The organism is Mycolicibacterium sp. XJ662, assembly GCF_053484035.1.
The window spans coordinates 74,456-94,284 of record NZ_JBEFTL010000015.1 but is presented as its reverse complement, the minus strand read 5'-3'; the positions used below and the strand labels follow the sequence as shown (position 1 = coordinate 94,284).

The following is a 19,829-nucleotide window of genomic DNA, read 5'->3' as shown; positions in this document are numbered from 1 at the left end:
TCGCGCCGCTCAGCCTCGCCCGAGTTCGGACCTACACGTTGAACCGGAACTCGACGACGTCACCGTCGGCCATGACGTAGTCCTTGCCCTCCATGCGCACCTTGCCTGCGGCCTTAGCGGCGGCCATCGACCCGGCCTCGACCAGGTCGTCGAACGACACGATCTCGGCCTTGATGAAGCCCTTCTCGAAGTCGCTGTGGATCACGCCGGCCGCCTTCGGAGCGGTGTCACCTTGCCGAATTGTCCACGCCCGCGCCTCTTTCGGCCCCGCAGTCAGGAAGGTCTGCAGCTTCAACGTGTGAAACCCCGCCCGCGCCAAAGCATCCAGCCCTCGTTCGGACTGGCCGATCGACTCGAGCAGCTCGACGGCCGACTCGTCGTCGAGCTCCTGCAACTCGGCCTCGATCTTCGCGTCGAGGAACACCGCGTCGGCGGGCGCGACCAGCTCGCGCAACTCGGCCTTGCGCGCCTCATCGGTGAGCACCGCTTCGTCGGCGTTGAACACGTACAGGAACGGCTTGGTGGTCAACAGGTTCAGCTCACGAAGCAGCGACGCGTCGAAGCGCGCTCCGAACAGAGTCGTGCCGCCGTTGAGGATCTCCTGAGCGGCCACGGCGGCCTCGTGGATCGGGCGGCGGTCCTTATGGGTACGCGCCTCCTTTTCCAGCCGCGGCAGCGCTCGTTCGAGTGTCTGCAGATCGGCGAGGATCAACTCGGTCTCGATCACCTCGATATCGGACCTCGGGTCGATACGGCCGTCGACGTGGGCGACGTCGTCATCGGTGAAGACGCGCACCACCTGGCAGATCGCGTCGCACTCGCGGATGTTGGCCAGAAACTTGTTGCCCAGACCGGCGCCCTCGGACGCGCCCTTGACGATCCCGGCGATGTCGACGAAGGTCACCGGCGCGTAGAGGATCTTCTCCGAGCCGAAAATTTTCGCGAGTTCGGGCAGCCGCGGGTCGGGCAGCGGCACCACACCCTCGTTCGGTTCGATTGTGGCGAACGGATAGTTGGCTGCCAGCACTTCGTTGCGCGTCAGCGCGTTGAACAGCGTCGATTTACCGACGTTCGGCAGTCCGACGATTCCCAGATTCAGGCCCACAGGGTCCAGAGTCTAGGAGAGTGTGACGGGCACGCCAGCACCGCGCTGACAGCCGCGCTCAGCAAGAGCCGGTACGGTCTACCTGTGTCAGCACAGCGCGCACGGTCGGCAGTGACCGCCGACCATCGTTCCGTGCATCCCAATTTTCCGGGTGTTCCGTGGTGGGGTGCCGTGCTGATCGCTATCACCGCGACGACGATCGGTTTCGCGTTCGACGCCGGGTCGGGCAGCAAAGAACTGAGCGCGGTGTTCGCGGCTTGCTATGTGCTCGGTTGCCTGGCCGCGGTGCTCGCGGTGCGTCAGGCCGGCCTGTTCACCGCCGTCATCCAGCCCCCGCTGATCCTGTTCGGCGCGGTGCCCACCGCCTACTTCCTGTTCCACAACAGCCAGATCACCGGCATCAAAGACGTGCTGATCAACTGCGGCTATCCGCTCATCGAGCGCTTCCCGCTGATGTTCTTCACATCGGCGGGCGTGCTGCTGGTCGGCGCGGCGCGCTGGTACTACGGCATGGCGACGCGCAAGGCGGCCCCGAGCTCCCACACGTCCGGCGTGGCGTCGACGCTGAGCACGAAGTTGTCCTCGTTGCTGGCCCGCGTCCCCTCCGGCGAGAAAGACGCCGACGCGGCCCCCGAACCGCCCCGGCGCCGACGCACCGCGGAACGGCCGGCGCGCGCCCCTCAGCGTGCGGAGCGCCCCGACCGGCCGCGACGGCCCGCCAGGACACCGGCGGGTACCAAAAAAGCGACGCCGTCGCGCTCGCGCCATGTCCGGCCGCCGGAGGGCGAACCCTTCGACCCGCTCACCGAGCGTCCTCGCCGCAGCTGGGCCGACCGCCAGGCCGAACCACCGCCCCCGCCGCGGCGACGCCCCCGCAAGTCGGCCAGCCCGCGTCAGCCGGGCCCACCGCCGGTTGACCGTCGCTCGGCCTATGAGCGCCCCGAGCGTCCCAAACGTCGCCGCGGCTACGACGACTACTACGAGCCGCGCGAACCCCACACCAGAAATGGAAACGGCACACACCACCCGATCTCGCGGGTGCGCTACCGCGGCGCGGAGGGCGACGACGACCGCGCGAGCTACCGCACCCGTCGGCGCCCGGCCCGCGGCCGCGACGCTGAAAACTGGGAGTACGACATCTAGCCCTGCGCGCGCAGGAAGCTACCCGCGGCATTCACCGCGGGCCCCGAACTGCCTGCGTCGCTGACGAATACCGCGAACGCCAGGTCGTCCCGGATCCCGACGAACCAGCCGTGCGCATGCGTGTCGTCGATGTACTCGGCGGTCCCGGTCTTGCCCAGCAGACCCGGAATGTCGCGCAGCTCGGTGGCGGTCCCGTCCGTGACGGTTTCGCGCATCATCGCCTTGACCTGCTCGGCGACCGTCGCCGCCAGCGGCTCCGGGGTCCGATCCGGCGTTCCGGGCTGACCGGCCACGATCGCCGGCGCCGGCACCGAGCCGCGCGCGATCGAAGCCGCCACCAACGCCATGCCGAAGGGTGACGCGGTGACCTTGCCCTGACCGATGCCTTCCTCGACGCGCAGCGCGGCCGTGTCGGCGACGGGCACTGAGCCGGTGACGGTCGTCATCCCGGGCGCGGTGTAGTCGACGCCCAGGCCGAGCTGCTCGGCGGCCTTGGTCAACGCGTCGGGTGGCAGGTTCACCGCCAGCCGTCCCATCGTGGTGTTGCAGGACCGCGCGAACGCCGTGTGCAACGGCACCTGCCCGAGATCGAAGTTGTCGTCGTTGGGGATCTGGCGGCCCTCGATGTTCTCGGTGCCCGGACAGGCGACGACGCTGTCGGGGGTCACCTGGCCGGCCTGCAGTGCCGCCGATACCGTGACGGTCTTGAACGTCGAGCCGGGCGGGTAGAGCCCGGTCAGCGCGATGGGTCCCTGCGCGTCGGCGGCCGCGTTCTGCGCGACGGCCAGCAGCTCACCGGTCGAGGGCTGGATGGCCACGATCGCTGCCGGGGTCTGCAGAGCCGCCAGGGCCTGCTCCCCCGCGCGCAACATGCCGATGTCGAGGGTGCTGCTGATGTCGCCGACCGGCTCGGGGTCCTGCCCGCCGACCCGGCGGGGCCCCGCGCTGGTCGCCGCGTTCACCGCCCACCCGGACGCGGCCTCGGTGCGCTGCTGCCACAGATCCGACAACCCGGCCAACGTCGGTGAGGTCAGCGTCTTGTCGACGGCCAGCAGCCGGGTCTGCGGGGCCAGCGTGACGTTGGCGAGGCTCGACAGTTGCGCCTCGATCGGCTCGAAGTCCTCCTGGCGCAACGTGATCGCGGTGATCGGTTGACCACCGGCCTCGGCGAGGTCCTGTCGCAGCGAATCCGCGGTGATGCCGGGCGCGACCGGGTTCAGCAGCGCGGCCAGCGCGCCTAGGTCCGCGCCCGGCGACACGTTGACCAGCGTGACGATGTGCTGGGTCAACAGTTCCGCGCCGGTGCGGTCGAGCACCCGCGCCGCCGGGCTGGGAACGAGCGTGCTGTAGGACAGCGGCCCCGCGTCCAGGCCCGGTGCGACGGTGGCCGGGTTCCAGTCGATCTTCCACTCATCGTCCGACTCGACGGCGGTGCCGGTGGTCGTGTAGTTCCACTGGGTCCGGCCGTCGCGGAACTTCCACGTCGTGTCGAGGGTGAACGTCGCGCCGCCGTCCTCCCGAGGCTCTGCGGCTTGGGCCTGGACCTGCACGTCGGTGCCCAGGCTGGCGAAGAGTTCGGCCAGCGTGCCCGACGCCTGCGTGGGGTCCGTGGTGAGTGCTCCGGCGGCTGCCGCGTCACCTCTGGTGAGGGCTTCGGCGAACTCGTTGACCGCGGCGGACAGCCGATCCTGGGCATTCGAGCAGCCGGAGAGGACGAGAACGAGCGCCAGTCCCCCGGCGAGCTGGGCCCACCCGATAGCTGGGGAACGTAGAAGTGCCCTAATCGCCGTGGTGTTGGCCACTTCTGCGTCTTCTCGCGGTTATGACCTGGCCGGCCGGATCTCGCGGGGCAGGGCGAACACCAGCGTTTCGTTGGCGGTGGTCACCGGCTGCACGGTGCCGTAGCCGTACTCGGCGAGCCGTTCGAGAACGCCACGCACCAGCACCTCAGGCACCGACGCGCCGGAGGTGACACCGATCGTCGTCACCCCGTCGAACCAGGCGGGGTCGATGTCGTCGGCGTAGTCGACCAGGTGGGCGGTGTCTGAACCCGCGCCCAGCGCGACCTCGACCAGCCGCACCGAGTTCGACGAGTTGGCCGACCCGACCACGATCACCAGCTGGCACTCCGGCGCCATCGCCTTCACCGCGACCTGGCGGTTCTGGGTGGCGTAGCAGATGTCGTCGCTGGGCGGATCCTGCAGTTTCGGGAAGCGTTCGCGCAGGCGCTGCACGGTTTCCATCGTCTCGTCGACCGACAGCGTGGTCTGCGACAGCCAGATCACCTTGTTCTCGTCGCGCACGGTCACCTGGTCGACGGCGTCGGGCCCGTCGACGAGCTGGACGTGGTCGGGCGCCTCGCCCGCGGTGCCGATGACCTCTTCGTGGCCCTCGTGGCCGATCAGCAGGATGTCGTAGTCGTCGCGGGCGAACCGTTTGGCCTCGTTGTGCACCTTGGTCACCAGCGGGCAGGTGGCGTCGATGACCTTGAGCTCGCGCTCCTTGGCGTTGGCGTGCACCGTCGGCGCGACGCCGTGCGCGGAGAACACCACGATGGCGCCCTCGGGCACCTCGTCGGTTTCGTCGACGAACACCGCCCCCGCCTTGGCCAGCGTTTCGACGACGTGGCGGTTGTGCACGATCTCATGGCGCACGTAGACGGGTGCGCCGTGCTTCTCCAGGGCACGCTCCACGGTCTCCACGGCCCGGTCCACCCCGGCGCAGTAACCGCGCGGTTCGGCCAGCAGCACCCGTTTGCCCGTCACACCACCGGTCACCGAGCCCGCTGCCGTCTGGCTGACGCCCGGAATCCCCATGTCAATTGTCGGCGGCATGGCACCAGGGTACGCATCGGCAGCCGTCTCAGACCAGCGCAGCAGCCAGCCGTAGGCTGGGGGCCATGGCAACTGCACCGTATGGGGTCCGTCTGCTGGTTGGGGCAGCGGTCACCGCCATCGAGGAAACCCGCAAGCTTCCGCAGACCATCCTGATGTATCCGATGACGGTAGCCAGTCAGGTCGCACATCTGGTGATGAAGATGCAGCAGGACGTGGCCGACCTGGTCATCAAGGGTGACGAGACCCTCGATGCGATGTTCCCGCCCAAGGACGAGCAACCGGAGTGGGCGACGTTCGACGAGGACCTCGAGGACTCCACAGGCTCTGACGGGGAGCGTCGCACCGAAGGCCGGTTCGCCCTGTTCAGCGAGGGGGAGCCCGACACGCCCGCGTCCGGGTCCGGCGTCAACAACGTCGCGGTCGCATCGGATAAGACGCCGGAAATCGTCACCGAGTTGGACTACGAGTCGCTCACGCTGGCCCAGCTGCGCGCGCGGTTGACGTCGCTGCGGGTGCCCGACCTGGAAGCCCTGCTGGCCTACGAGGAAGCCACCAAGGCGCGCGCACCGTTTCAGACCCTGCTAGCCAACAGGATCACCCGCGCGACCGCCAAGTGAGCACGTGACCGAGCGCGGCGATGACGGACGCTGAGCAGGGCCAGTCCCCGGAGAACCCGTACCCGGTTCGCTCCGTGTCGATGAAGATCAAGGACTGGATCGAGCGCCTCGGCACGGTGTGGGTCGAGGGTCAGGTCGCCCAGCTGTCCACGCGACCGAACTCCAGCACTGCCTACATCACGCTGCGAGACCCGTCGGTCGACATGTCGCTGTCGATCACCTGCCCGCGCGAGCTGGTGCTCAACGCGCCCGTCAAGCTCACCGAGGGCACGCGGGTGGTGATGCTCGGACGACCGAACTTCTTCGTCGGGCGCGGATCGTTCTCGTTGCGCGTCAACCAGATTCGTGCGGTAGGCGTCGGCGAACTGTTGGCCCGCATCGAGCGCCTGCGCCAGCTGCTGCACGCGGAGGGGCTGTTCGACCCGCGGCTCAAACGGCCGATCCCGTTCCTCCCGAACACGGTCGGGCTCATCACGAGCCGCGGCAGCCACGCCGAGCGCGACGTCATCTCGGTGGCCACCAACCGCTGGCCCGCGGTGCGGTTCGCCGTTCGCAACACCGCCGTGCAGGGCCCCAACGCCGTGCCCCAGGTGGTCGAGGCGCTACGCGGGCTGGACGCCGACCCCGACGTCGACGTCATCGTCATCGCCCGCGGCGGCGGCAGCGTGGAGGATCTGCTGCCGTTCTACGACGAGACGCTGTGCCGCGAGATCGCCAAGTGCACGACGCCCGTGGTGAGCGCGATCGGCCACGAACCCGACAACCCGCTGTGCGATCTGGTGGCCGATCTGCGCGCGGCCACCCCCACCGACGCGGCCAAGCGCATCGTGCCCGACGCCGCCACCGAGGCGGCGCTCATCGCCGATTTGTGCCGTCGCGGCGGTCGCGCGCTGCGCAACTGGGTGCACCGCGAACAGCACACGCTAAACCAATTGCGCAGCCGGCCGGTGTTGGCGCAGCCACTGGCCGCGATCAGCGCGCGCGCCGACGAGGTGCACCGCGCCCTTACCGCCGCCCGACGCGACATCACCCGGCTGGTGGCCGCCGAAGGCGATCGCATCGGCCACCTGTCGGCGCGCCTTTCTACGCTGGGGCCGGCGGCGACGCTGGCGCGCGGGTACGCCGTCGTGCAGACCATGCCGGAGACGCACGTGCTGCGCACGACGGCCGACGCGCCCGCGGGCACCCGGTTGCGCATCCGCGTCACGGACGGCGCGATTTCGGCGGTCAGCGAAGGCCCAGAAGGGACAGTTGAATGAAGCCCATTAGTGAACTGGGGTACGAAGAAGCCCGTGACGAATTGATCGCCGTCGTGCAACAGCTCGAACAGGGCGGGCTCGACTTAGAGGCGTCGCTGAAACTGTGGGAACGAGGCGAAGAACTCGCTAAATGCTGCGAAGAACACTTAGCTGGAGCCCGCAAGAGGGTGGAGGAGGCACTCGCCTCCAAGGACCCCGAAGATAGTTGAACCTTCAAAATAAGCCCACCCAAGGGTCGAAACTGTAACACGTTTCAGTTACGCTTCTTCTCCATGGGCGATCCAACGTTGACCACCGAACTGGGCCGCGTGCTCGTCACCGGCGGATCCGGGTTCGTCGGGGCCAACCTCGTGACCGAACTCCTGAACCGCGGACATCACGTGCGCTCGTTCGACCGGGTGCCGTCGCCGTTGGCCGGGCGTCCGCGCCTCGAGGTGCTCGACGGCGACATCTGCGACCCCGACATCGTGGCGGCGGCGGTGGCAGGCATCGACACCGTGTTTCACACCGCGGCGATCATCGACTTGATGGGCGGGGCGTCGGTCACCGAGGAGTACCGGCAGCGCAGCTTCGCGGTCAACGTGCACGGTACGGAGAACCTGGTGCGCGCGGCGCAGCGTGCGGGCGTGAAACGGTTTGTCTACACCGCGTCCAACAGCGTGGTGATGGGCGGCAAGAAGCTCTCCGGCGGTGACGAAACCCTGCCCTACACCGAGCGATTCAACGACCTCTACACCGAGACCAAGGTCGTAGCCGAGAAGTTCGTACTAGCCGCCAACGGTGGCGAAGATGGAGCAGGTCTGCTGACGTGTTCGGTTCGGCCCAGCGGGATCTGGGGCCGCGGCGACCAGACGATGTTCCGCAAGGTGTTCGAAAGCGTGCTCGCCGGTCACGTCAAGGTGCTGGTCGGCGGCAAGAACGTCAAGCTGGACAACTCCTATGTGCACAACCTCGTTCACGGCTTCATCTTGGCCGCGGAGCATCTGGTGCCCGGCGGGACGGCGCCCGGCCAGGCCTACTTCATCAACGACGGCGAGCCGGTCAACATGTTCGAGTTCTCCCGCCCGGTCGTAGAAGCCTGCGGCCAGCGCTATCCCAGGATACGTGTTCCCGGCCGGCTGGCGTGGTTGGCGATGACGGCCTGGCAGTGGATGCACTTCCGCTTCGGCCTGCCGAAGCCGATGATCGAACCCCTTGGCGTGGAACGCCTTTACCTCGACAACTACTTCTCGATCGCCAAAGCCGAGCGAGAGTTGGGCTACCGCCCGCTGTTCACCACCGCACAGGCCATGGCCGAATGCCTGCCCTACTACGTCGACCTGTTCAACCAGATGAAGAACGAAGCGCCGCAGCGCGTCTCCGCGTAGCCCGCCCGGCAGCTAACGGCCGATAAGGGACAGCGCGTGGGCTCGCCGCAGCTTGCCCGACGGTGTCTTGGGTATGGTGCCCGGGCCGAGGACCGCGACGTTGCGCGGTCGCATGTCGACCTCGGCGAACACTTCGTGGGCCACCTGATGCTGGATACGTCGCGCATCGGTGCCATCCTCGAACGCGTTGGACTCCACAGCGACTGCGAATCCTTCCCGCGAGTGCCCGGCATCGAGCCGCACTGCGACGGCGCAACCGGGGCGCACGCCGTCGACGCGGCAGGCGGCACGTTCGACGTCGGTCGGATAGATGTTGCGGCCCGCCATGATGATGACGTCTTTGACGCGGCCGCACACGACGATGCGCCCGTCCTCGGTCAGGTAGCCGAGATCCCCGGTGTCATACCATCCCTGCTCGTCCTGGGCGGAGATGAAACCGCCCACGGTCAGATAGCCCGGCGTAACCGGTTCTCCGCGAACCTGAATCACCCCGACACCGCGGATCGGCAGGACGATGTCGAACTCGTCGACAACCCTGGCCTCGAGGCCGTCCAGCAACGGGCCGAGCGTCGCGAGGCGCCGGGTGTGACCTTTTGTCGCCGGTACCGCGCGATGGAGCACCGCAAGCAGGTCGGCATCGATCTCGTCGACCACCAAACCGGCGCCGCATTCGGAAAACGACACCGCCACAGTCGTTTCGGCCATCCCGTATGCGGGCAGGATCGCCTCCGGCCGTAACCCGAACGGCGTCCCGGCATCGCACAGATCCTCGACGTCGGCGGGTTCGACCTGCTCGGCGCCCGAGAGCGCCCACCGCAGCGTGGACAGGTCGAAATCGCCCGGCTTGGCCTGGCGACGCAGCCGCTTGGCGAACAACGCGTAGGCGAAGTTCGGCGCGGCCGTCATGGTGCCCTTGTATTTGTCGATGAGCCTGGCCCACAGCAGCGTGTCGCGCAGAAAGTCCATTGGGGTCACCTTGACCAACTCCGCACCGAAGTACATCGGCACCACGAGGAAGCCGGTCATCCCCATGTCGTGGAACAACGGCAGCCAGCTGACGATGACATCGGTGTCCAGGTCGTATTCGGCGCCTTTGAACATCGCCTCGGCATTGGACACCAGGTTGCGGTGGGTGATCTGCACCGCCTTCGGCGAGCCGGTCGAACCGGACGTCAGCTGCAACAACGCGAGATCGTCCTCGCCGACGTCCACCGGGTCGATCGGATCGCACGCCAACAGCTCGGCGATAGTGACCACGTGAAAGCCGTTGTCGGCCAACACCGGGGCCGCCGCCAGAAACGGTTCGGATATCACCACGACCTTGGCACCGATGACGCCGACCACCGCACCCGTTTCGGCGGCCCACAACACCAGATCGGTGCGCGGTGTCGGTTGGTGCAGCATCGTCAAATGGGCCCCGCGCATCCAGACGGCCTGAGCGGTGGGCGCAATCTCCACCGGAGCGCCGGCCAGTACCGCCACGCCATCGCCGTGTCCCACACCCACCGCTGCCAGGCCACCGGCGATGCGACGTGCGCGCTCGTGTACCTGTTGCCACGTGTGCCGGACCGGCGCGAACGGTTCGCCGGTGACCAGGCCCCTGGTACTGGCATGGGCGTTGGCGTACAGCGTGTCGCAGAACCTGCTCACGACTCCTCGTTGACCAATCGCCGCAACATATCTGCGCTCATCGGCGCGCGGGCATCCGCGACCGTGCGAAGCACGCGGCCGACGACGTCGTTGCGGCTCGACGGCGGCACGACGTAAAGCACCGCATCGCGGGAATGAGTACCCATCAGGTAAATAGTGTCTCTCGCCAGCAGCGCGTAAGGGTTGACTGCGACCGCCGTGTTGCCGCGAATAACCCGCGACGGCGCGTTCGGCCAGACAGCCGGGTCGTAGACCACGCGATGGACCGGTCCGATCAAGCGCCCGAGCACGGCGACGAGGTCAGGTAGCGCCACTCGCAGATCGGTGCTGGTGGGCCACCAGGCACCGTCGACCGCTCCCGACTCTGTCCCTCGGTCGCAGAACGCCAATCGAGCCGGACTCGATTGCTGGGATGCGATTTGCACCATCGCCGGTGCTCCCGTCAGCTAGAAGTACTACCGCAGACGGTGACCATGTGGTGGAGACGCGACGAACCTACGATGGCGTAAGCCTAGCAAGCGGCGGCCGCTGGAGTTGGTCGCCATTGAGTTGCTACCGCGTGACTCTGTTGGACCGGAGTGGGTCAAATCTGTTGAAAAAGTCCGTCGAATGACGATGAAGCACGTCGCCACGGCATAGCGTTCGACTCAGACATCGTGGACTACGAAAGGCCGACCATGCCGAAAGGTGCGCCGAATATCCTTGTCATCTGGGGCGACGACATCGGTATCTCGAACTTGAGTTGCTACAGCGACGGTCTGATGGGTTACCGCACCCCGAATATCGACCGCATCGCCAACGAGGGCATGCGCTTCACCGATTCCTACGGAGAGCAAAGCTGCACCGCCGGCCGAGCGTCGTTCATTACCGGACAAAGCGTGTACCGAACCGGTTTGAGCAAGGTCGGCTTCCCTGGAGCCGACGTCGGCCTGCAACCTGAGGACGTCACGATCGCGGAGTGTCTCAAACCACTCGGCTATGCGACGGGTCAGTTCGGTAAGAACCATCTCGGTGACCTCAACAAGTATTTGCCGACGGCACACGGCTTCGACGAGTTCTTCGGCAATCTGTACCACCTCAATGTCGAGGAGGAACCGGAGCTGCCGGACTATCCGAGGCGCGAGCAGTTTCCCGTGCTGGCGGACATGAACCGGCCGCGCGGCGTGATCAGGTCCTGGGCCACCGACGAGGTGTCGGACGAACCCGACGATCCGAAGTTCGGCCCGATCGGAAAGCAGCGCATCGAGGACACCGGCCCGCTGACCAAGAAGCGAATGGAGACCATCGACGACGAGACCACCGATGCGTGTATCGACTTCATCAGACGCCAGGCCGCCGCGGACACGCCGTTCTTTGTGTGGATGAACACGACGCATATGCATCTGCGCACCCATACCAAGCCGGAATCTGTTGGGCAGGCCGGAATTTGGCAGTCGCCGTACCACGACACGATGATCGACCACGACAAGCATGTCGGGCGGTTGCTCGACTTTCTCGACGAACTCGGCATCGCTGACGACACCATCGTCGTCTACTCCACGGACAACGGGCCACACGCCAATACCTGGCCTGACGGAGCAACCACGCCATTCCGCAGCGAGAAGAACACCAACTGGGAAGGCGCGTTCAGAATTCCGGAACTGGTCCGCTGGCCTGGCAAGATCCCCGCCGGGGCAGTGTCCAACGAGATCATCCAGCACCACGACTGGTTCCCGACGTTTCTGGCCGCCGCAGGCGAACCCGATATCGCCGACAAGCTCAAGAAGGGGTACAAGATCAACCTTCGAGGAGACGATAGGGAGTTCAAGGTCCACCTTGACGCGTTCAACCTGCTCCCCTACCTCACCGGCGAGGTCGACGAGAGCCCGCGAAAGGGCTTCATCTACTTCTCCGATGACTGCGACGTCCTCGGGTTCCGTTTCCACAACTGGAAGGTCGTCTTCCAAGAACAGCGCTGCCAGGGTACGTTGCAGATCTGGCTGGAGCCGTTCACGCCGCTGCGGGCACCGAAGATCTTCAACCTTCGCACCGACCCGTTCGAGCGGGCCGACATCACGTCCAATTCCTATTACGACTGGTGGCTCGACCACGACTACATCGCGTTCTACGCCAGCGGGATCGTGACGCAGTTCTTGGAGACGTTCAAGGAGTTCCCGCCACGCCAGGAAGCCGCGTCGTTCACGATCAACCATGCCGTAGACAAGCTGCACGACTTCTTGGCGAAGGATTAGATGCTCGAGCACTGGAACGACGGGTCCACGAGATCAGCGATCATCGACTTCGTGGGCCGCGTCACCAAAGATGGTGGTGCCCAATATGTTGCGCCGCACGAGCGGATCGCCGTCTTCGACAACGACGGCACCCTGTGGTGCGAGAAGCCGGCCTACATTCAACTGGACTTCCTGGTGCGCAGACTGGCCGAACAGGCCGCCGACGACCCGTCCCTGGCCGGCAAGCAGCCTTACCAAGCCGCGGTGTCCGGCGATCTCGGCTGGTTCGCCAACGCCGTCACAAAGCACTACAACGGTGATGATTCGGCGTTGAAAATGCTTGCCTCAGGCATACTCTCGGCGTATGCGGGGCTGACGGTCGACGAGCACGCCGAACGCGTGGAAGCTTTCTTCGCCAACGCCGTCCACCCCACGCTCGGCAGGGCCTACACGGCTTGCGGTTATGTCGCCATGGTGGACCTGCTGCGCTACCTCGAAGCCAACGGCTTCACGTGCTACATCGTCTCGGGTGGCGGTCGCGACTTCATGCGTCCGGTGACAACACAGATGTACGACATTCCGCCGGAGCGGGTCATCGGTAGCTCGGTCGGATTGGACTTCGTCGACGGTGATCTGCGCACTACCTCCCGACCTGAGTTCCTCGACGACGGACCGGTGAAACCGGTTCGCATCTGGGGCCGGGTTGGACGACGGCCCATTTTGGCGGCAGGCAATTCCAACGGCGACATCGAGATGCTTCAGTACACCAACGGGCTGCGCCTCTTGGTTCGCCACGACGACGCCGACCGCGAATTCGACTACACGGCAGGCGCGGAGAAGGCCCTTGACCACGCCGCACGCGACGGCTGGACCGTCGTGAGCATGCGCAACGACTGGGTGAACGTCTTTGACTGACCCCGGTTCCCCCAAACGGACATTTGGGCGAGAAAGTACGAGTACTTCTCGCCAAAGCGTCGATCTCGGCGAGGAACTCGTCCATATTCCGACGCAGACGGCGGTCCTGGGTTCTGACCGGCACTATCCGGAGGAGGCACCCGCACATGAGGTCTTTGTCGAGGGATTCCGGATACAAGCACACCAGGTAACCAATGCTCAGTTCGCCGAATTCGTGGTGGCCACAGGCTATGTCACCGTCGCCGAACGTCCGCTGAGCCCGGCGGACTATCCCGGAGCCCCCGCGGAGAACCTGCAGCCGGGGTCGATGGTGTTCAACCGGACTTCTGGACCCGTCGACCTGCGCCACCTCAGCCAATGGTGGGCATGGACGCCCGGCGCCTCGTGGCGGCACCCCGTGGGCCCGCTGTCCTCCATCGACAAGCGCGCGGACCACCCCGTCGTACATGTCGCCTACGAGGATGCTGAAGCGTACGCGGCATGGGCGGACTTGGCGCTGCCCACCGAGGCGGAATGGGAAACCGCTGCGCGCGGTGGCCTCAGGGAAGCCGAGTACACCTGGGGTGACCGTCCCGAGCAGCCCGGGCGGCCCTTGGCCAACTACTGGCACGGGGACTTCCCGTGGCGACCGGACAAGGGGTACGGCCGCACCACCCCCGTCGGATCCTTCCCGCCCAACGGTTACGGCCTGCTCGACGCCGCGGGCAATGTCTGGGAGTGGACCACCGACTGGTACGCCGGCAGCCGAGATGGCGACTCCTGCTGCGAGGCGGCCAGTTACGATCCCGCGCAACCGCAGTTCACAATCCCGCGCAAAGTCGTCAAGGGAGGTTCGTTCCTGTGCGCCGACAGCTACTGCCTGCGCTACCGGCCCGCGGCTCGGCGACCACAACCGGTAGATACCGGTATGAGCCACATCGGCTTTCGCTGCGTCAGGCGTCAGTGTCCATGAGTGGCAATCCATTGCCTGCCGCGCGCGACGGCCTCCTCGAGGGCGCCGAATATCTTGGTGGTTCCTGGGATCAGGCCGTCAGGCCCCACTGCCTCCGTGATGCCGCCGCGCTGCAACACGCGTAGCGCGGCAGGGCTCAACCCGGCGATGATCAGTCGACCGCCGTGCGCCTTGAGATCACTGGCCCACTTGTCGACGGCGTGCACGACCTTCGATGAGGGTACGTCGGGCAACACAGCCATGCTCAGCACGACCACCGCGTTGTGGGAGCCGCTGACGTCGGGCCATTCTTCGTCGATTCTGGGCACCTCGGCGAACAGCCCGACACCTGCGTAGTGCAGGACGGTGACCTGGTTGCTTGGGCAATGGTCAGGGACCGGTGCCCGCTCCCAGCCATCGTCGGTGGCGCGGAGCGCAATCAGTTCCGCCGACTTCGCCGCCTTGGCGCAGTAGAGCACCAGCGATGTGATCGCCCCGATCAGGATCGCGGTGTGCAATGGCAGTTGTGTGGTAGCCACAAACGTGACGAGCATCGCCAACGCGGACAGTGGGGCGGTGCGCACCACCAGCTTGATGTCGGCCCAGCGGCCCGCCACCAACTCCGCGCCGATCACCAGAATGAGGCCGCCGATCACGGGCATCGGTATCGACTCCGCCAGCGAACCGGCAACCAACACCAGCGCGGCCAGCCAGATTCCAGCGAATATCCCCGCCCAACGGGTCTGTGCACCCGCGGAGACCGCCACCCCGGTTCTTGACAGTGACCCGCCTGTCGGCAGCGCGCCGAAGAAGCCGCCGGCCAGGTTGGCCGCACCCTGGGCGACGAAATCACCGTTGGTGCTGGGACGTCTTCCATCGGGATTCGGAACGGCCGCCGAGATGCCCGCCGCCTGGGCCAGGGCGACCAGCGCCACCGCCAGGCCCCCGGCCAGTAGCTCCGGCATGACTTCGAAGGCCGGTATCTGAAACGGCGGCAACGCGTTCGGGATTGACGCGATATCACCCACTGTCTCGACCTCAACCGTGATCACCGCAACAGCCGCGGTTACCACGACCAGAGCGATTAACGTCGCAAAGGCCTCCAGCGACTTGATGAACCGGAACACCGCCCACACGGCAACCGTGCCGACGGCGACCAGACACGGTGCCAGTTGCCACGATCCAACATGCACGAACGCATCGACGAATTTGCCGACGGTGTTATGACTCTCGGGTCGGTAGCCGGTGGAGTCATGAATCACTCCGGCAATGATCTGCAGCGCAATACCCGTCGTGAAACCGGTCATCACGGCATTGGAGACGAAGTTCATCATCGCCCCCAAGCGGAGTAAACCGAACACGAGCATTACCGCGCCCGCCACGATCACCAATGCCGCGATGTTGGACGGATTGGTCGGATCGAGTCCCGCAGCGCTCAGGACGCTTCGTGACGTCAAAGCCAACGCGCTCGTGAGCGTGGTGACCATCAGCACGGTCCTGGCCAAGAACGACCCCACCACAGTCGAGACGATCCCGGAGTACAGCCCGGCAACCGGGTTGAAGCCGCCGATGCTCGCGTACGCCATGCCCTCCGGGATGGAGAACAGACCGGTCACCAGCCCAGCGACGACGTCGCGGAACTTCGGTCTGCCAAGCGACCCCAGAGGCGATTTCACATCGGCTCAATCCAACCTGGTGGCCATCTCGAGGCGCTCCATTCCCGTGGGTTCGCCATAGTCGCCGAAAGTGAACGTCACCGACTCGAACGTCCCCGTGAACGGGAATGGGGCCATCTCGGCATAGTCGTCGCACACGGGCGAAACGGTGTCCATGCCCACGTCGAAACACTCTGTGCCGCAACGCTGAGGTACCTGTCTGTCGATTCGGGTCGCAGCGACCTGGCCACCGTCGACCGATACGGTCACCGTCGCGGGACACCCGGGCTGCCGGCTGTCTGGTTGAAAATGCACGACGATCGTGTGCTCGCCTGCGCCCAGGGGTTCCTCCGCGACCGCGTCGTAACGTTCGATCCCGAAAAAGTTGTAGTGATAACGAACCTTGCCCTGCCACAGGAACAGCGCGAAACCGGCCGCGTCACCGCCGAGCGCCGCGAGTACCCCCTCGGCGCCGCCCTCGGGGATGGTGACCGGCACGGTGATCGTGTGCGGTACTCCCACCATCTTGGGAGCCGAGCCCTCGGGTAGCCGGATCATGCCGGGGTAGAAGGTGACTTCCTTGCGGCCAGTGAAGAAGCTCGGACGCAGTGTCACGTCGAGGCGCTCGGCGAAGCGGTCGTCGATGGGCAGCACGTTGTATTTGGCCGCCTCGGCGAGGAACATGTCCTGCAGCTCAGCGAGTTTCGTCGGCTCGCTCTCGGCGAGGTCCACGGACTCGCTGAAGTCTTGAGCGATGTTGTAGAGCTCCCAGCGGTCGTCGTCATAGGAGAACGTGCCCGCAGTCTCCCAGGGCAGCCGGCCATGACGGCAGCAAGCGATCCAACCGTCGTGATACATGGCTCGGTTGCCCATCATCTCGAAGTACTGTTTTTCGTGCCGGCTCTTCTGCTCGCCGTCGGCGAAGGAGTAGGCGAGGCTGACGCCTTCGATGGGCCGTTGGATGTATCCGTTGACTTCGACCGGTTCCCGGATCCCTACGATTTCCAAGAGCGTGGGCAGCACGTCGATGACGTGATGGAACTGGCTTCGGACGGCGCCGTGTTCGCCGATGCGATCCGGCCACGACACGATCATGCTGTTGCGTGTGCCGCCGAAGTGCGAGGCGACCTGCTTGGTCCATTGGAACGGCGTGTCCCCGGCGTGCGCCCAGCCGACCGCGTAATGCGGTGAGGTGCCGGGCAAACCCCAGCGGTCCATGAATCGCATCGATTCTTCGATGGTGGGTTGCTGTCCGTTGAGGCTCATGACCTCGTTCGGCGTGCCGATCAGGGACCCCTCACCGGAGGATCCATTGTCGCCGAGGATGTAGATAACGATTGTGTTGTCGAGCTCCCCGATCGCCTCGATGGCATCGACAACGCGACCGACCTCGTAATCGGTGTGTTCCAGGAAATCAGCGAAATTCTCGGCCTGGCGGGCGAACAACGCCCGGTGTTCTTCGGGCTGGCTGTCCCACGAGGGGATCTGTTCTGGCCGTGCCGTCAAATTCGTTCCGGGCGGAATGATGCCCATGTCGAGCTGGTTGTCGTGCACGGTCTTTCGGTACTCATCCCACCCCATGTCGAACCGGCCTGCGTTGCGGCCCCGCCAGTCCAAAGGCGGCTGGTGTGGCGCATGCGCCGCACCGGTCGAGAAGTAACCGAAGAACGGTCGGTCCGGCGCGATCGTCTTCTGCGTCCGGATCCATGCGATCGCATCGTCTGCCAGATCCCGTGTCAGCTGGTAACCATCCTCGGGCCGGGCGGGCGGCTCCACCGGTGTGGTGTTGCGGATCAGCGACGGGTAGAACTGGTCCGTCTCGCCGGCGATGAACCCGTAGAAGTAATCGAAACCCTGATTGGTGGGCCAGTTGTCGAACGGCCCGGCCGGGCTGGTCTGGTTGTCGGGCACGTTGTGGTTCTTGCCCCACCATGCGCAGGTGTAGCCGGCCTGCTTGAGCAGCTCCCCCATCGTGGCGCAGCTTTTCGGGATGATGCCGCAATAGCCCGGATAACCCGTCGCCATCTCCTGGATGACACCGGTCGCCACCGAGTGGTGGTTGCGTCCGGTCAACAGTGCCGCGCGGGTTGGGGAACACAGGGCAGTGGTGTGGAACTGGTTGTAGAACAAGCCCCGCTGGTGCAAGCGCTCGGCGGTCGGCATCCGGACCAGTCCGCCGTTGACGCTCGGCCACCCGAAGCCGACGTCATCGAGGAGAACCAAGAGGATATTGGGCGAATTCTCAGGAGCCGTACGAACCGGGGGGAAGTCCGGCGTGGAATCCTGTGCGTAGAGGTTGATTTCGGCGTTGGGAAATGTCCACTCCGGCTCCGGCAGGTGATACCGGTCGACATGGAGAGGAAAGTCAGAATCGTCGGTGGCGCCCATAGTTCGATGCTTTCATGTTGACGTTGCAGGAGGTGCTCATTACACCTTCACGAAGTCACCCGGTTTGTACTTTCGGTCGAAGAACTCCTGCGTGGGTCCGTACCAACGGATGAGGCTGAACCATCCACGGCCCGGGACGGTCTTGAGCCAGTTGCGGGCGCCGTCGGGCGGCTGGGGACCGACGTGGAACGTGACCGACCCGTCGTCGTTGAACTCGAGATCGTTCATCGAATTCAACGATGGATACGTCTGTCCTTCGGCGTCGACGCCGGCAGCCGTCTGCGCGTCATAGATCGTTACCGACCACAGGATGTTCGCCGGTGGATCAGCAGGCAGGTCGATGCGGTAGGTGTGCTCACCCCTCAAGTACTCGCCATCGCTGTCTTTGTACGCCGCACCGTATTTGGCGCCCATGCCGACGATCGACGAAATCATGCCGGTGCTGATCGAATAGGCGTTGATGAACATGTGCGCCTTGGCGTTCACATCGGTGTGTCCCGTGGTGCGGTCCCGCCACTGTTCGTCGAGCAGTGTGTGCATGAAGTCGTCGAACTCGGTCCTGGCATGTGCCACCCAATGGCGGTCCTCCCACCACAGCCCGTTTTCCTCCATGTCGAAGTGCGCCGCGATGTTCTTCGCCATCTTCCACCCCGTCTGGGCAGCCGACTCCAGCAGTTCCCGTTGTCGGCCCGATGGCGCGAAGTCACTACCTTTGGCGATTCCCAGGGCGGCGAGCATGCCGTGCATGTACGGGTCCACGGTGTCGACCCGCTCCCCTTGAATCAGCTCATCGAGCAGCTCGAAATACGTGTCGCCATGCGGAAACAGCGCGTTGGCCGGTAGGTCGGACACGTGCTCGAACTTCATCGGCCGCGCGTCCCCGCGCAAAGGGCGAATCGTGAGCCCTTCGACTGCGGCGATTCCCGGCGAGAGGTCGTCAACCGAGGTGAAGAATCCCCGCTGGAAGATGAACACGCCGTTGGTCTTGCTGGTGAAGACGAAATAGTCGTCGGCGTCATCGGGAAGTCCGATGCGTTCGCCTTCCGGGACGATCAGATACTTGCCTCCGCGCCCGCGGTCGGGGCCCGGGATACCGATATCGCCGCGGTATTGCACACCGTCGATCTCGGGGCCGAGCAGCGGGCGATGCCAGAAGTCGTCGAGTAACCCTTGGATCTTCGGCGGGGCCTCCAGCACCAGAGGGCCGCTCTCGCTGAGATCGGCGAAGCCGATGCAGTAGATGACATCCGAATTGGGCGTCGTGATGATCGTGTTGGGTTTGAGTCGCTTCTCATAGACCGACATCACGTTGTAGCCGTACCCGGCCACCTCGCCGAGGCCCTTTTTCATCGCAAACATGTTGACTGCGGGCAACGCCCACAAATAGCTCTGCACCGCGCGTTGAAAGAACAACTCCTCGTCGAGGACACGCGCGGCGTCATCGGCGGGGTAGCCACCCTCGAAATCGAGGTTTGCAAGTGATTGGTATCTGTCAGCGGGCATTGTCACCAGATTCGCCTTTCAGCCGCGTATGTCTTAAGGCCCTGGTTTGACGTTAATGCAATTCGCGACTGAACAGCACCGAGAATTATTGGCACGATCTCGATACCGCGGTTGGAATTGCGCCTTGCGCCGCCCCTCGAAGGCAGCCGGAGTTACCGAGTACCAGGAAACAGAAACCTCGTGTCGGCGCTGGCCGTCCACGCCGGCGCCGCGACGTTGACAAATGACGTTTCGCCTCCGAATCGACGA

General features: G+C 65.3%; 16 protein-coding genes. 8 read left to right on the top strand and 8 right to left on the bottom strand.

All coding sequences use genetic code 11. The features are described from left to right. Positions 1-31 precede the first annotated feature (31 nt). Complete coding sequence (gene ychF / locus ABQE93_RS26010) at positions 32-1,105, bottom strand: redox-regulated ATPase YchF (protein ID WP_448411645.1); 1,074 nt, start codon at positions 1,103-1,105, stop codon at positions 32-34. A gap of 84 nt (positions 1,106-1,189) precedes the next feature. On the opposite strand from ychF, the gene ABQE93_RS26005 reads away from it, so the two are divergent. After that, positions 1,190-2,248 carry a DUF6542 domain-containing protein gene (locus ABQE93_RS26005; RefSeq protein WP_448411647.1) on the top strand — a complete coding sequence of 353 codons (1,059 nt, stop codon included), beginning with the start codon at positions 1,190-1,192 and terminating at the stop codon, positions 2,246-2,248. On the opposite strand, the gene ABQE93_RS26000 is transcribed toward ABQE93_RS26005, so the two are convergent. Together ABQE93_RS26000 and ABQE93_RS25995 are read right to left on the bottom strand one after the other, a co-directional pair. Continuing rightward, positions 2,245-4,005, bottom strand: a complete 1,761-nt coding sequence (locus ABQE93_RS26000; RefSeq protein ID WP_448411793.1) for a penicillin-binding transpeptidase domain-containing protein — start codon at positions 4,003-4,005, stop codon at positions 2,245-2,247. The genes ABQE93_RS26005 and ABQE93_RS26000 overlap by 4 nt on opposite strands. Positions 4,006-4,068: 63 nt before the next feature. Then, positions 4,069-5,082, bottom strand: a complete 1,014-nt coding sequence (locus tag ABQE93_RS25995) for a 4-hydroxy-3-methylbut-2-enyl diphosphate reductase (protein ID WP_448411649.1) — start codon at positions 5,080-5,082, stop codon at positions 4,069-4,071. Between the two features lie 65 nt (positions 5,083-5,147). On the opposite strand from ABQE93_RS25995, the gene ABQE93_RS25990 reads away from it, so the two are divergent. From ABQE93_RS25990 to ABQE93_RS25975, 4 genes are all read left to right on the top strand, one after another. Then, positions 5,148-5,702 carry a lipid droplet-associated protein gene (locus tag ABQE93_RS25990; RefSeq protein ID WP_448411651.1) on the top strand — a complete coding sequence of 185 codons (555 nt, stop codon included), beginning with the start codon at positions 5,148-5,150 and terminating at the stop codon, positions 5,700-5,702. Between the two features lie 20 nt (positions 5,703-5,722). Next, entirely contained in the window at positions 5,723-6,961 is a 1,239-nt protein-coding gene (gene xseA, locus ABQE93_RS25985) for an exodeoxyribonuclease VII large subunit (protein WP_448411653.1), read from the top strand. Beyond that, on the top strand, positions 6,958-7,170 hold the full coding sequence (locus ABQE93_RS25980) for an exodeoxyribonuclease VII small subunit (RefSeq protein WP_448411655.1): 213 nt from the start codon (positions 6,958-6,960) through the stop codon (positions 7,168-7,170). The genes xseA and ABQE93_RS25980 overlap by 4 nt, the downstream gene beginning before the upstream one ends. A 63-nt stretch (positions 7,171-7,233) precedes the next feature. Then, complete coding sequence (locus ABQE93_RS25975; protein WP_448411657.1) at positions 7,234-8,328, top strand: 3-beta-hydroxysteroid dehydrogenase; 1,095 nt, start codon at positions 7,234-7,236, stop codon at positions 8,326-8,328. 12 nt (positions 8,329-8,340) lie between these two features. On the opposite strand, the gene ABQE93_RS25970 is transcribed toward ABQE93_RS25975, so the two are convergent. Beyond that, complete coding sequence (locus ABQE93_RS25970; protein WP_448411658.1) at positions 8,341-9,978, bottom strand: fatty acyl-AMP ligase; 1,638 nt, start codon at positions 9,976-9,978, stop codon at positions 8,341-8,343. Then, entirely contained in the window at positions 9,975-10,406 is a 432-nt protein-coding gene (locus ABQE93_RS25965; protein WP_448411660.1) for a DUF5994 family protein, read from the bottom strand. Before ABQE93_RS25965 ends, ABQE93_RS25970 begins: the two co-directional genes overlap by 4 nt. A gap of 249 nt (positions 10,407-10,655) precedes the next feature. On the opposite strand from ABQE93_RS25965, the gene ABQE93_RS25960 reads away from it, so the two are divergent. From ABQE93_RS25960 to ABQE93_RS25950, 3 genes are read left to right on the top strand one after another with little or no spacing between them, the layout of a single operon-like run. After that, positions 10,656-12,209 carry an arylsulfatase gene (locus tag ABQE93_RS25960; protein ID WP_448411795.1) on the top strand — a complete coding sequence of 518 codons (1,554 nt, stop codon included), beginning with the start codon at positions 10,656-10,658 and terminating at the stop codon, positions 12,207-12,209. Beyond that, the gene (locus tag ABQE93_RS25955; RefSeq protein WP_448411662.1) at positions 12,210-13,103 is read left to right on the top strand and encodes an HAD family hydrolase; all 894 of its coding nucleotides are present in this window, start codon (positions 12,210-12,212) and stop codon (positions 13,101-13,103) included. Further along, a complete protein-coding gene (locus ABQE93_RS25950) occupies positions 13,096-14,055 on the top strand; it encodes a formylglycine-generating enzyme family protein (protein WP_448411664.1) in 960 nt (319 codons plus the stop codon). The genes ABQE93_RS25955 and ABQE93_RS25950 overlap by 8 nt, the downstream gene beginning before the upstream one ends. Here ABQE93_RS25950 and ABQE93_RS25945 read toward each other — a convergent pair. The 3 genes from ABQE93_RS25945 to ABQE93_RS25935 are packed head-to-tail and all read right to left on the bottom strand — an operon-like array spanning position 14,043 to position 19,580. After that, positions 14,043-15,710 carry a SulP family inorganic anion transporter gene (locus tag ABQE93_RS25945; RefSeq protein ID WP_448411665.1) on the bottom strand — a complete coding sequence of 556 codons (1,668 nt, stop codon included), beginning with the start codon at positions 15,708-15,710 and terminating at the stop codon, positions 14,043-14,045. The two genes, ABQE93_RS25950 and ABQE93_RS25945, sit on opposite strands and share 13 nt — an antisense overlap. 6 nt (positions 15,711-15,716) lie before the next feature. Continuing rightward, positions 15,717-18,077 (bottom strand): arylsulfatase, encoded by a 2,361-nt coding sequence (locus ABQE93_RS25940; RefSeq protein WP_448411666.1) that lies wholly within the window; start codon positions 18,075-18,077, stop codon positions 15,717-15,719. Positions 18,078-18,116: 39 nt separating this feature from the next. Continuing rightward, entirely contained in the window at positions 18,117-19,580 is a 1,464-nt protein-coding gene (locus ABQE93_RS25935) for a DUF1254 domain-containing protein (RefSeq protein ID WP_448411668.1), read from the bottom strand. Positions 19,581-19,829 lie beyond the last annotated feature (249 nt).